Source organism: Shewanella sp. SM20 (assembly GCF_025654545.1).
Lineage (GTDB): Bacteria > Pseudomonadota > Gammaproteobacteria > Enterobacterales > Shewanellaceae > Shewanella > Shewanella oncorhynchi.
This window is the reverse complement of record NZ_JAKKRK010000029.1, coordinates 1-12,688: the sequence shown is the minus strand read 5'-3', so window position 1 is coordinate 12,688 and position 12,688 is coordinate 1. Positions and strand designations below refer to the sequence as shown.

11 protein-coding genes and 1 pseudogene are annotated in these 12,688 nt (G+C 45.5%); 4 read left to right on the top strand and 8 right to left on the bottom strand.

Annotated elements, in window-relative coordinates; genetic code table 11:
• Positions 1 to 98 precede the first annotated feature (98 nt).
• The 5 genes from L5M18_RS13290 to L5M18_RS13270 form a co-directional block, all read right to left on the bottom strand.
• Entirely contained in the window at positions 99 to 1,298 is a 1,200-nt protein-coding gene (locus L5M18_RS13290) for an FtsX-like permease family protein (protein ID WP_263197259.1), read from the bottom strand.
• A 10-nt stretch (positions 1,299 to 1,308) separates the two neighbouring features.
• Complete coding sequence (locus tag L5M18_RS13285) at positions 1,309 to 2,619, bottom strand: ABC transporter permease (protein ID WP_113941170.1); 1,311 nt, start codon at positions 2,617 to 2,619, stop codon at positions 1,309 to 1,311.
• A gap of 11 nt (positions 2,620 to 2,630) precedes the next feature.
• Positions 2,631 to 3,380: an ABC transporter ATP-binding protein gene (locus tag L5M18_RS13280; protein ID WP_028761691.1), complete on the bottom strand. Its 750-nt coding sequence runs from the start codon at positions 3,378 to 3,380 to the stop codon at positions 2,631 to 2,633.
• A gap of 98 nt (positions 3,381 to 3,478) precedes the next feature.
• A complete protein-coding gene (locus L5M18_RS13275) occupies positions 3,479 to 3,742 on the bottom strand; it encodes a hypothetical protein (RefSeq protein WP_263180161.1) in 264 nt (87 codons plus the stop codon).
• A gap of 109 nt (positions 3,743 to 3,851) precedes the next feature.
• Entirely contained in the window at positions 3,852 to 5,114 is a 1,263-nt protein-coding gene (locus L5M18_RS13270; protein WP_113941198.1) for an efflux RND transporter periplasmic adaptor subunit, read from the bottom strand.
• 354 nt (positions 5,115 to 5,468) lie between these two features.
• Between L5M18_RS13270 and pyrC the strand changes: the two genes are divergently transcribed.
• Complete coding sequence (pyrC, locus tag L5M18_RS13265; protein ID WP_263197258.1) at positions 5,469 to 6,500, top strand: dihydroorotase; 1,032 nt, start codon at positions 5,469 to 5,471, stop codon at positions 6,498 to 6,500.
• Positions 6,501 to 6,631: 131 nt separating this feature from the next.
• Positions 6,632 to 7,678, top strand: a complete 1,047-nt coding sequence (locus L5M18_RS13260) for a hypothetical protein (RefSeq protein ID WP_263197257.1) — start codon at positions 6,632 to 6,634, stop codon at positions 7,676 to 7,678.
• 383 nt (positions 7,679 to 8,061) lie between these two features.
• Here L5M18_RS13260 and L5M18_RS13255 read toward each other — a convergent pair whose 3' ends face one another.
• Both L5M18_RS13255 and L5M18_RS13250 read right to left on the bottom strand, forming a co-directional pair.
• A complete protein-coding gene (locus tag L5M18_RS13255) occupies positions 8,062 to 9,249 on the bottom strand; it encodes an MFS transporter (RefSeq protein WP_263197256.1) in 1,188 nt (395 codons plus the stop codon).
• A gap of 98 nt (positions 9,250 to 9,347) precedes the next feature.
• On the bottom strand, positions 9,348 to 10,037 hold the full coding sequence (locus tag L5M18_RS13250; protein WP_049821802.1) for an SDR family oxidoreductase: 690 nt from the start codon (positions 10,035 to 10,037) through the stop codon (positions 9,348 to 9,350).
• 118 nt (positions 10,038 to 10,155) lie between these two features.
• On the opposite strand from L5M18_RS13250, the gene L5M18_RS13245 reads away from it, so the two are divergent.
• On the top strand, positions 10,156 to 11,079 hold the full coding sequence (locus L5M18_RS13245; protein ID WP_263197255.1) for a LysR family transcriptional regulator: 924 nt from the start codon (positions 10,156 to 10,158) through the stop codon (positions 11,077 to 11,079).
• Between the two features lie 298 nt (positions 11,080 to 11,377).
• The gene (locus L5M18_RS13240; RefSeq protein ID WP_263197254.1) at positions 11,378 to 11,830 is read left to right on the top strand and encodes a hypothetical protein; all 453 of its coding nucleotides are present in this window, start codon (positions 11,378 to 11,380) and stop codon (positions 11,828 to 11,830) included.
• Between the two features lie 676 nt (positions 11,831 to 12,506).
• Here the strand turns inward: L5M18_RS13240 and tnpA are convergent.
• Positions 12,507 to 12,688, bottom strand: a pseudogene (gene tnpA / locus L5M18_RS13235) (IS200/IS605-like element ISSod23 family transposase); the annotation flags it as partial.

Genomic DNA, 12,688 nt, shown 5'->3' with positions numbered 1-12,688 from the left:
ACTGTTAACCGTAAAGTAACAAAAAGTGCAATAACATCCTATTGTTATCACACTTTTGTCGAGCTTTTATCGTACCTTGAGTGACATCAAATATTCCGCTATACGCTGCGAGTTGCGGTTGCTGGCGAAATATTTGCCGCCTTACGCGCTGGTAAGTAAACCGCTAATGTGGTGACAATAAATAAACCTGCCACAGTAATTAGTGGGTAGCTTAAGTCCAACATAGGCAAGCTATAGATTTTCATTAACTGTTGGCCTAACTGTATCGCTAACAAGCCGCCCAGCACGCCTCCCGCTAAGCAAATCAAATAGTTCTCCACGAGGAAGTAACTGATAATATCTCGCTTTTTAGCCCCCAATGCACGGCGGGTACCTATCTGCTTAGTGCGGCGCTGGATATTAAACATCACCATGCCCGTTAAACCGAGCGAGGTGATAAGCAATAACAACACCACCATCATAGTTAACACAGTAATCATCAATTTATGATCGCGATATGAACTATCTTTTAAGGCCTCGATTGACTTAAAGCCATCGAGTACTCGGTTTGGATTCTCCGCCAGCAGCGCTTTTTTTATCGTGTCTTTAAGCTCGGCGTGAAACTCAGGTTTGGCCCGTACCATGTAAGAACTGCTGCCATAATCCACATTTTGAATCACGCTGTTTTCAAGACTAGAACTGTCAATCCACGCGCCTTGCAGTTTTTCGACTACGCCAATCACAGTGATCTGCGCATCCTTGCCCTCGTACAACACTTTACCAAGTGCGGATTCATCAGGCCAAATGGCTTTGGCTAACACACTGGAGATGATCGCTAATCGGCTAGGGCTATCGAGGTTATCCTTAAGTTCATGGGGGTAAAAGTTACGCCCCTCAATCAGCTTAAGGCCTAAAGTCTCAATGGTGTGATCTGTCCCTAAATACATGGCAAATTGCGGTGTCGATTTAGCGCTATCTGGGTCGGGGCCCAGATTTAACGTGCTCGACCAGCCGCCACCGCTTAACGGCAACATATTGGTTGAGGTCGCATCAATCACATTGGGTAGCCCCCGCAAAATTTGCTGATCAATTTTGTTTTGCGCGGTTTTATCAATCAATGAATCAAAGTTGAACAAGCTAAAGGTCAAGACTTCTGACTCTTTAATCCCCGAATCACGCTGCATCAGGGCTAAACGCTCTTGAATAATAAAGCTCGCATTCGCCACAATCGCCACAGACAAGATAATCTGAATAAGCAGTAAGACTGGACCGCTTTTACTGCGCAATAAACTGCTGAGAATAGGTTTAATATGCAACATAATGAGTCCCTTACTGGCTTTTAAGATAAACGCTAGGTTTAGTGCGACACACCACCCATGCGGGATACAAGCCAGCCAACAAGGCTGTGCCTACCGCAATACTTGGGGTGATAATCCACATACTCGCCGATAAATGGGTTAAACCCTTCGCGACCTCAAACTGGGCCGATAACCCATAAAGCGAAGCGTAGGCCCAAGCCAGTCCCAGCAAACCACCGAATAAGCCAATCATGCCCACTTCAACCATATATTGAGCGAAGATTTGACCACGGCTAGCACCGATTGCGCGGCGCACTCCCACCTCGGGGGCTCGCTTGAGGAACTTTGTCAGCATTAAACCTAATATATTGACTAAACAAACACTTAAAAACAGCGCACTCAAGCCAACCAAGATTTTATTGTCTTCGGGCACCACATGATTGTATTCAAGCCAAGTTGCCACATCGGATACTTTGACTGAGTCAGCGGCAGATTTATTATCCGTAAAACGGCCTAGGGCTTTTTGCTCCGCCACATAATTGCTGAGCCAAGAACGGTAACTGGCTACTGCGTCTTTATTTGGTAACTCAACCCAATACAGCAGCCACACTTTTTCAGAGTTAAGGCGATCGCTGTAACTATTCATCGTCTCAAACTTCCAACCCGACGTGTTACCCCATACATCAAACTCTTCGATAGGCGTCAGCGAAAACGGCACAAAAATTTGTTCCGTGTCGTTAAAGGCGCCGTTAGTGGGATCATAATATTTAGGCTTAGGATCCCAAGCATCAATCACCCCAACCACTTGATAAGGTTTACGATTAAGATAGATAACTTTGCCAACACTGTTTTGACCCGCAAACAACTTTTGATTGAGTTTATCGTTAATCACCACTTGATAAGCAGGTTCAGTGTCGACGGATTTATCCCACGCATTACCGTACAAAAATGGCACGTCAAACAGCTTAAAAAAGTCACTGTCCGTCACCCGAATGCTTTCTAAAATAGGCGCAAAATTGGCATCCTCCGTCTGCACTGCCATCCCAGTGCGAAACATCGCAGCTTGGCGTTTAGGTAAGGTATTGTTGCGCAGATTCATCGCGTCTTGGTAAGTCACTAACGAGTTTAACTCATCCCAAGAATCAGGGCCTTGGCTCCAAAGCTGTACCGCATTTAACTCATCAGAGCGTTCACCCGCAGGATTAAATGACATCATCTTGTACACGTTTAACGTAGTAATCGTGATACCAATACCAATCGAAATCGCCAACACCATCAACAGCGACAGCACTGGGGTTTTCTTAATGCTGCGCCAAGCTAAATCAACATAATAAAAAAACATAATGCATATCCTTAACGGTCGGCGTTGGCGACAAGTTTGTCGATATCAGTCGCAGCAGTGATATCACTGACATGTCGATGACCTTGATGATACATAGTAAAGTCACATACTTGACCATCGACAATTTGAATGTTGCGTTGGGCACGACGAGCGAGTTCAGGATCGTGCGTCACCATGATAATGGTCGTGCCCGCTTGATTGATATTTTCGAGTAATTCCATCACTTGACGTGCCATTAAGCTGTCGAGGTTTCCCGTAGGTTCGTCGGCGAGCAGGAAACGTGGCTCACCTGCCAAAGCACGAGCAATCGCCACCCTTTGTTGTTGTCCACCCGACAACTGAGTAGGTAAATGTTTGAGCCGTGAAGCTAAGCCCACTTGCTCTAATGCCTCTTGTACACGACGTTGGCGCTCCTTGGCGTTAAAACCACGATAGCGCAGCGGCACTTCGATATTCTCAGCTAAGTTAAGATCGGGAATTAAGTTAAAACCTTGGAAAATAAAGCCAATTTTTTCATTTCGGATAGTGGCGCTCTTGTTATCGCTCAAGTTAGACACGTTAATCCCATCGAGAAAATAGTCACCGTGAGTAAAACCTTCGAGTAAACCTGCAATATTTAAAAAGGTGGTTTTACCCGAGCCAGAAGGACCCGTGACCGCGACAAATTCGCCTTCATTCACCTCGAGGTTAAAATCGCGCAGGGCGTGGGTTTCTACTAAATCCGTTTTAAAAACCTTGCTCACATTCTTCATTGATAACATGTTAATTTCCTTTAAATAATCAAATCTATTTTGCGCCCAGACTCTGCGTCTACACCTTAGGCATCGACTCATGTACGACCGTAATCAGCACACCTTTATCAGCCAAAGAATGGCTCAACGACACACTCTAAAAACCACACAAAAACGCCCAATATAAGGTCGGCACTTTCGACCGAAACCTCACCCACTTGGCGAAACTCATCCAAAGGATTACTCCATTCCAACAAATTGAGTCCGAGGAAAAACCAGCTATTGGCCTCACCGATACTTAATTCCACCGCAACCACCAGTAATAATAAGGCTAGTACTCCAAACATTTTGGATGACATCAACACGCTGATATCAAATTGTTTATCACGCATATCCGGCTCCTATTCTTGTCCATGTCGCAGCAAGTTTCGTCATTCACCTTGATCACTGCGCTGTTAAATTCATCAGATTGGTTGTTTAATAATTTACGAATATCGGTCATCAATGAATTCTGACCTGTTCGGCGTGATTAAAGGGGTCGACACTTGAAATAACCCACTCATCTCCGGCTTTGCCACCATCAAGCACTTCGACTTGGCTCAGGCTAGTACTGCCGAGCTTAACCTCACGACGACTGGCTAAATCGCCCTCGATTTGATAAGCCACATTCCCCCCACCGCTGGTCATAAAGGCGCCGCGTTTTACCATAAGAACATTGGGTCTGTGCTCTAATAACACTCGGGCCGAGATGCGTTGATTCTGGCGCAGTGTTAGGCTGTCGCTTTGGTCAAATTGCACCCTAGCGGTCACTTCACGGTTACGCACTTCAGGGGAAATTGACGATAACTTGCCCATTAACTTAATACTGCCAAAACTCAACTCGACTTCCATGCCTAAACCCAGATCGTCCGCATAGGATTCAGGCACGGCTAACTCAGCTTCATAGGCGCTTAAATCCACGACGGTTAAAATCGGTTGGTTAGCGCTAAGACGGGTTTTCTGCTCGGTAATCCAGTTACCGATAATGCCGTTAACAGGTGCGACAATATTCAAGGCATCGACTTGACGTTCTAATTCACGCACCGCGAGAGTTTGACGCTCAACTTCTAGGGCTTTATTTTTAATTTCAAAGGTTAACGTATCTTTCGTTAACGCAACTTCTTGTTCGGCATGCTTAAACTTCAGCTTGGCTTTGTGTAAATCATCTTTGCCCTTTTCATAATCAATCTGGCCAATAAGCTGACTTTGAATCAGCTCCTCTCCGCGTCGGCTTTCCCTATCCGCCGCTTCAAGATCGACCGTTGCGATATCTAAGGTTTGATAAGCTTGTAATTGATCGCGTCTTGCATCCAACTTAGCGCGCTCTAATGCACTCTCCATGCCCGCTAATAGGGACTTGGCTTGCTCTAGCTGATTTGTGAGTCTTGGACTATCGAGTTTGGCGACCACATCGCCCTTATTAACAGTATCGCCAGGATTGCTGAGCAGGGTCACAGTGCCTTCCTCTGTGCTATACAAAATAGGCGCATTGGCCGCCACGATTTTACCTGTGGTCGCCACATCGCGGGTTAACGTTCCAACAAAGAGTTTTGCGGTAGTGATGTCGCTGCGGCTTAAGGATTTGCTCACGCTATCAGTGCCTAAACTTGCCCACACTAAGGCGCTGACTAATAAGGCGCAACCGCCAATGATCAGCGGTAACTTAAGACGTTTAGAGGTCGATGGCACAAGTACTGTATCTTGGCCGCTAGTATCTTTAATCATGGCTTTACTCGCTTCCCTGTTGGAATCATCAGTGCCGGAACGTATCAACGGACACTATTGGAAATCTCTACCCTAGAGATAGCAAAGCCTATGCCAAACAAGTAAAATCATTTACTTTCATAATCTTAATAAAAAATCACAGATAAAAGTGTCCGCGGACACTGGGGCTTTTATTTAAAAGTGTCCGCAGCAGTGAAATGAAAAGTGTCCGATTGAAAAAAAGCAGTTCCTAGATTCTAGGGTCTAGAATCTAGATTTATTAACCAAAACAGCCGAGTTTCCCTTTACAGTAAAATCCTTGCCACATAAGATCCCGCCACCCTCGCAGCAAAAACGATCAAAAGACCAAACCCTATGACTACAATAACAATCACTCGCCCAGACGACTGGCATATTCACTTAAGAGACGGCGCCCAACTTAAAGATACAGTGCGCGACATCAGCCGCTATATGGGCCGCGCCATCGTCATGCCAAACTTAGTGCCCCCCGCTATCGATACCGAAACCGCACTGGCCTATTACGATCGCATTAAAGCGCAGGTGCCCGCGGGCTCACAGTTCGAACCTTTGATGGTGTTGTATTTAACCGACAAAACCAGCCCAGATGAAATCCGCAGGGCCAAAGCCTCGGGTAAAATTGTTGCCGCTAAACTCTACCCTGCGGGCGCGACGACTAACTCAGATTCCGGCGTGACCGATGTGAAAAACATCTATCCCGTACTCCAAGCCATGCAAGAAGTCGGCATGCTGTTTTTAGTCCACGGTGAAGTCACAGATTCAGCCATTGATATTTTCGACCGTGAGCGTGTCTTCATCGAAAATATCTTAAGTAAAATTGTCGCCGATTTCCCAGCGCTTAAAATCGTGCTTGAGCATATCACCACCAAAGATGCAGTCGATTTTGTCACTCAAGCCTCTGATAATGTGGCCGCGACTATCACAGCCCACCATTTGCTGTATAACCGTAATCACATGCTGGCAGGCGGTATTCGTCCGCATTTTTATTGCCTGCCGATTTTAAAACGCAACACCCACCAGCAGGCGTTGTTAGGTGCAGCGGCAAGCGGCAACAAGAAGTTTTTCCTCGGTACAGATTCAGCGCCACACGCCAAGGATAAGAAAGAAGCGGCCTGTGGCTGCGCGGGTTCCTACACGGCTCATGCCGCCATTGAGCTGTATGCCGAAGCATTTGAGTCGGTCAATGCGCTGGATAAACTCGAAGCGTTCGCAAGCTTTAACGGCCCAGATTTTTATAATCTTCCACGCAATACCGATACCATCACGCTGGTCAAAAAGTCATGGGATGTCCCTGCAACTTACCCGCTTGGCGATACTAACGTAGTGCCTATTCGTGCTGGAGAAGCCATTGATTGGCAAGTTGAGTAAGCCTTAAGTCTTTAAAATCAAGTCGCCTACGGGCGACTTTTTTATCAGATTTTGATTTTTAATCCACAATCGGTCAGTATCCTGCGCTTAGAATACGGCCCTTACTTATCACCTTTTAAGAGAAAATCAGTATGCCCACAAGGATGTTATTCTCCGTTTTATCTTCAAGCCTGTTGCTGACCGCCACGATCTCTTTGCCGACCTTTGCGGCCAATGAACTCACAGGGATCTGGCAGGGACAGTTAGGTAAAAGCAAGGTCAGAATTTGTTTTAATCAATATGGAACAGGCAGTTATTACTATCAACGCTACTTAACGCCGATAAGACTCGAGCAGCAAGATGAACTGTGGAAAGAAGAAAGCAATACCGGAAATTGGCAGTTTGATAGTGTCACGCCACAAAAACTGAGCGGCCATTGGTTTAAAGATACCGCGAGTAAATCATTACCAGTGCAACTTGAGCGAGAAATCAGCCCAGATAAGGTCGAGGATTGTGGTGCCGATGCTTACAATCTACCGCTAGAAACCACGCCAAAACTCAGCCGAGGTAAATGGCAAAACTACGAAAATATTGAGTATCGCCCGCTGACGTTTGGCACAGATGTGGGTATCGAATTTAAAGGCCCACAAACGGGTATCTTGGCAATTAATCAATGGCTTGAACATAAGCTCACCGATGAAGCCCAACTAGCACAAACCTTTGATACTCGCCGCAGAATGCTGGCACAAATGGGCAGTTTTGTGACTGACGAAACCTTTGCCGAACCGATTTTTATTAATCAGCATTGGCTCAGTGTGCGCCTATATCGCTGGGCGGCAGGTTATGGCGCCAATGGTATCAGCCAAGAATTTGTGAGTTTCTCCCTTACCGACGGCAAACCTTTCCACCCATGGCAATGGTTTCTCGCCGATACTCAACCACAAAGCATGCTCGAGGGTATGAGTCATCCTTTACCCCCTGCATTAAGGGACAAATTGTTTGCTGGCAAAGCACCGGACGCAGAATGCCCCACATCCGACGGCTCGGGATATTACCAGCTCACCCTCGAGCCAAAGGGCATCAAATTCTGGGAAACGCCCCGCGGCGATGGCTGTGAAAATGAGTTTATCCTCAGCCCGCAAGAAGCCATGCCCTATGCCACCCAATGGGGACAAACACAGCTTAAGCTATTGGAATAGTGTACTTAACTGAGAAAATACTAGAGGGAAAGAAAGCAGTCATGGCGATGATGCCTAACTGCCAGTTCGCCATCCCTGACTCTCGTTCGTAACACTGCTACGCAGCACTCACCCTAGCGAAGTTACAGGTATTGATTAGTAGCTTCGCCGGGAGTTGGCATATTTCTGATGCTTAACATGGCCAGTTATTAAGTGGAATTTAAAAGTGTGTCTAGTCCGAATATAAATTAAGCAAGATAGACGATAGATGAATCAATCTTGCAGAATCACAAAGGTCAGCTACATTTGAGCCTAAAATACAAAATGCTCAATGAGTTACATTGAGCATTTTAGCTAAAATAAATGGCAGCCTATATCAGAAGTAATCAGACCTTCTACCACATTTAAATACTAGGCACAGCTACAGCATTCGCGGCACGTGTCTCACGTTTGTTTACCATCGAAATAAACACTAAGCCAAGCACAGGGACAATCACTGCTGCATAAGGGATCATGCCTGCGCCCATCTGGCTATCCAGCACCATCCCCCCTAAAAATCCACCGAACGCATTAGCTAGGTTAAAGGCTGAAATATTAGCGGTTGCTGCCAACTCTTGGCCTTCACCACCGTGATTCATTACCCGTAACTGCATCGCAGGAACATTAGCAAACGAAGCGATACCAAAGACAAAAACGGCAATCACAAACATCACTTTGCTGTCCAGCGCGAAACCAACCAGTAGCAGCGACACTATCATGGCTATCGCCCAAAACATCGACGATTTCTGCAGGTTTTTATCCGATGAACGCCCACCTAAAGTGTTACCCAATATCAAACCTAAGCCGACGATAACTAAAATCCACGTTACTGCATGTTCACTAAAACCCGTAATGTGCATCGCAATTGGCGCAACATAACCGTAAACAGTCATAAAACCGGACCAAGCAAACACTGTGATAGCAAGACTAATCAACAACATAGGGTTTTTAAACGCTCGCAGCTGAGCCGAAACATTTTTAGCTTCACTATGGCCGATCGCATTAATAAACTTGAAGATAGACGCGATTGAGATAACGCCCAATATCGCGACTGTGATAAAGGTGGTTTGCCAACCAAATTGCAGGCCAATCCAAGTGCCACCTGGTACACCCAATACGTTAGCTAAGGTTAAACCCGCAAACATCTGACCCACAGCACGTCCGGCCATTTTTTCAGATACCAAACTGGTCGCCACTACGGCACCTATGCCATAAAATGGGCCTTGAACTAAGCCGGTAATCACTCGGCTAATCATCAGCAAGGTGTAATTGGGGGCAAATGCCGACAGCAAATTACCCAAGATAAACAGCACCATTAAGCTGGTCAATACGTTTTTTTTATTGAACCGCGCCAAGTAAATCGTGAGGATGGGACCACCAAACACAATTGCCAATGCATAGGCGCTGATCAAATACCCTGCCTGACCTTCACTAATAGACAAAGACGTGGCAATTTGTGGCAGGATACCAGCAATCACAAACTCTGCGGTGCCAATTGCAAACGCTGCTAGCGTTAGTATCCACACTTGTAACGGCATTTTTTCCTTGTTCATTGTAATCTCGCTTATTTCAAATTTTGTGTAGGGAACATACCGGCGATGTGTTATCAGCTCGGTGCAATCATGGGTAAAAGCACTATTTATTCAGCGTATTAGTTAATCAGCGCGCCACCATCAACATCGATAATGGCGCCAGTCATAAAGCTGTTGTTAATGGCAAGGTAATAGGCCATAGCGATATCACTCGGCTCACCCACTTTAGCCACAGGCAATGTGGTTTTGGCTTGTTCGTACATCGCCGTTTGCGCTGGCATTGACCCGGTTCTTGTTAATCCAGGGCTAACGGCGTTGACTCTAATGGGGGCAAGCTCTTTAGCGAGCACCTTAGTAAAGGCTTCTAAGGCGGCGTTCATTGTGCTTTTAACATAGGTATTAGCGACCACTTTTCGTGACAGCATCCCAGTGGTTAGTGTGATAGAACCACCTTGTTTAATGTAACGAACCGCCTGTTTTGTAGCATTGATTGAACCCCAAAACTTAGTGTCAAAAGCCGCTTTAGCTTGTTGAATATCGACATCAACGACCTTGCCAGCTGGCGCAGAAGAACCCGCGGTGATCACTAAGTGATCGAACGCACCAATGGATTCAAAAAATCGATTTACCGATTGTTCGTCCGCCACATCTACGCCTGTTTGACGACTGGCGACATGGACAATCTGGTTGTCTACCGTTAGCTGCCTAGCAAGCGCAGCCCCTATTCCTGATGTTCCGCCGATGATGACAACCACAGCTTTATCGCTATTGCTCTGATTGCTAATCTGATTACTGATATGGCTGCTCATGTGACTACTCTCTGTACTGCGGATTGGTTAGTAGAGCCAGTATATTCATTCGACATATTTTGATAATTGATTAATATATGAATTCATTATTCAGCCCAGACAAACAATAGAAGTGAAAATGGATAAATTTTCAGATATGGCGCTGTTTATCAGCATAGTGAAACATCAAGGGTTGGCAGCGGCGGGTCGCGAGCTCGGACTTTCTCCAGCAACCGTCACGGCGCGCTTACAAGCACTTGAAGAACGCTACGGGGTTAAGCTGCTCAATCGAAGTACTCGACATCTGTCACTCACAGACTCTGGGGCCCTGTATCACCAAGCATGCTTGGGGATTATCGAAAATGTAAAAGAAACCGAAAATTTGCTGCAGAATGGGGTAAAAGAGGTCAAAGGCACCTTAAAAATTGCTGCGCCAAAAGATATAGGCAAACAATATATACTGCCGATTTTGTCCGTCTTCACCGACCGCTACCCCGATATCGTTCCCTATCTGTATCTCAATGATAATTTGTCTAATATTGCCGAATCGGGCATAGATGTCGTTATTCGCTACGGTGATTTAACTGACAGTAATCTGATTTTAAGGCGGCTCGCACCGAGTCGACGGGTGCTGTGCGCATCCCCAGAATACCTTGCGCGTAAAGGCACTCCCGTTAAACCGCAAGACCTCAGCCATCATGATTGCCTCGCTATGCTGCGCAGTAATGAAGAGCTCAAAACTTGGCACTTTCAAGACCAAGAAGGCCGCAACTCAGTCACTGTCACCCCAAAACGGTTTTCTGATGATGGCGAAGTGATCCGTTGCTGGGCATTAGAAGGCGCGGGGATCGCGTTAAAATCACTGCTCGATGTGCAAAATGACATTAATCAGCAACGCTTAGTGACAGTTTTAAATGGCTACATGAAAAACTTTAATAGCTCGACCACAGTCTCAAGTGCCGACCTCAACGTGGTATACATCAGCCGCCAATATCAGCCCAAACGACTGCGATTATTCTTAGATTTTCTGTTCGAACAATTTGAAAAGCAGCTGGAGCATTAATCGCTAAACGTCGATCAAACGGGGCAACTGCATCAACCGATAGACGCAAAGTATTTTATCGATGTGATCAACTGTATTTTAACGCATCACCTCGCAAGGATTACGTGTAAACAGCGCATGGCTTATGCCCCGCAATGTAAGCAGCAATAGCAGTAAGGTCATTACGGCTAAACCCGGCATAGAATTAAATGTACTTTTGCCCAATAGAAAATTGCTAAGCACCCTCTACAATTAACCATCAGCCCACACTGCAAACTAGCAATGAGCGATTAACAACTTGATACTAACGAGGGAACTCATGAACACTAAAATCATCATCACAGCAAGCATTGCACTATTAATATCGGCAAATAGCTACGCCATTAACGATGAATATCGCAAGTTACTCGAGCGCTCTGGCTGCACCCAAATATCAGAAGCCCAAGGCTGCGATATCCACAAAACCAAAGAGGAAAATGCTAAGGCAAGCGCCATGTCCCAAACCGCAGATGACGCTAAGGTAATCATTCCCAATGCCCGACAATGGCTTGCAACCGCCAGCTCAGGCGCGACGGTTGCCAACATTCAAATCGATGATAAAAATCAGGTTTGGGTTAATGGTAAACACGTAAAATCGAGCCATAGTGATGGCGCAATCAAATTCAAACAAGGCATGGTGGAGTTCACCATTTATCCTGATGCAAGCATGAATAAAGACAGCTCGTGGATTGATACCGATGCAGGAACTCAAGGCTCAATTACCGCGAAGTAACATTCAGTAGATGTCTGACAACGATGTGCTGAGCCATCGTTGTTGGGCAAACGCATTAGTGAGATTAAAGATTATCTCTTTGAAGTGATGGTGTTTGAGATTAATGATGAGTTGATTCAAGCCATATGGAGTTTTGCAACCAATTGATTGGTTTTTTTTTATAATTTTAAAAAAAGTCAAAGTCGTGTGAGCTTGACCTCTGATGTTAAATCAAGAGCCAACCAAGAGGGAATTAACAGCAACTCCCTCTTTAAGAGAGTGATTAGTTCTTTATTTTGTATGCATAAAATTAATCACTTACATTCCAGTGACACGCCATCAACTCATCCCTGAGGGCTCGACGACGGCATCCATGCCGCCAACGGCCACTTACATGCAAGTGCTTAATTTCGTCAACACTTGAGTAGTCTGTAGCTAAATGACTCATATCTCCGTAAACACCTTAGTAACCAGTCTCATACTCCAATAAAAATCACCTAACGGCTCAGAATGTGCCCCCGAGCCTACGCCATCATCCATGATGTCGCCACGTAATTTTTATCAATATATTTCAACAACTTCGCAGAGAATAGCGTATTCCTGTAGTGAAAGGTGATTACAGTTCATCTTAATAGTAAAGAATCCGCCTTCTTAGAAGGCGGCTTTGACTTGCCCCTGGAAGGGGCTATTCCAAAAACTACATCATCTGCAACGACAATTGAGCCTCATGTTCCTGATCTTGTTTATCTTGATGGCGCACATATCGTCTAATGATTTCTTCATTAACACCTACTGTATCTACAAAATAACCTCTGGCCCAAAAGCTATTGCCCCATAGCTTTTTACGTACATGAGGGAATTTATTGAATAGCCTTATCG

Coding starts and splice junctions, on each gene's coding strand:
- pyrC (WP_263197258.1), top strand. CDS start 5,469: ATGACTACAATAACAATCACTCGCCCAGACGACTGGCATATTCACTTA.
- L5M18_RS13270 (WP_113941198.1), bottom strand. CDS start 5,114: ATGATTAAAGATACTAGCGGCCAAGATACAGTACTTGTGCCATCGACC.
- L5M18_RS13260 (WP_263197257.1), top strand. CDS start 6,632: ATGCCCACAAGGATGTTATTCTCCGTTTTATCTTCAAGCCTGTTGCTG.
- L5M18_RS13285 (WP_113941170.1), bottom strand. CDS start 2,619: ATGTTTTTTTATTATGTTGATTTAGCTTGGCGCAGCATTAAGAAAACC.
- L5M18_RS13280 (WP_028761691.1), bottom strand. CDS start 3,380: ATGTTATCAATGAAGAATGTGAGCAAGGTTTTTAAAACGGATTTAGTA.
- L5M18_RS13240 (WP_263197254.1), top strand. CDS start 11,378: ATGAACACTAAAATCATCATCACAGCAAGCATTGCACTATTAATATCG.
- L5M18_RS13250 (WP_049821802.1), bottom strand. CDS start 10,037: ATGAGCAGCCATATCAGTAATCAGATTAGCAATCAGAGCAATAGCGAT.
- L5M18_RS13245 (WP_263197255.1), top strand. CDS start 10,156: ATGGATAAATTTTCAGATATGGCGCTGTTTATCAGCATAGTGAAACAT.
- L5M18_RS13275 (WP_263180161.1), bottom strand. CDS start 3,742: ATGCGTGATAAACAATTTGATATCAGCGTGTTGATGTCATCCAAAATG.
- L5M18_RS13290 (WP_263197259.1), bottom strand. CDS start 1,298: ATGTTGCATATTAAACCTATTCTCAGCAGTTTATTGCGCAGTAAAAGC.
- L5M18_RS13255 (WP_263197256.1), bottom strand. CDS start 9,249: ATGAACAAGGAAAAAATGCCGTTACAAGTGTGGATACTAACGCTAGCA.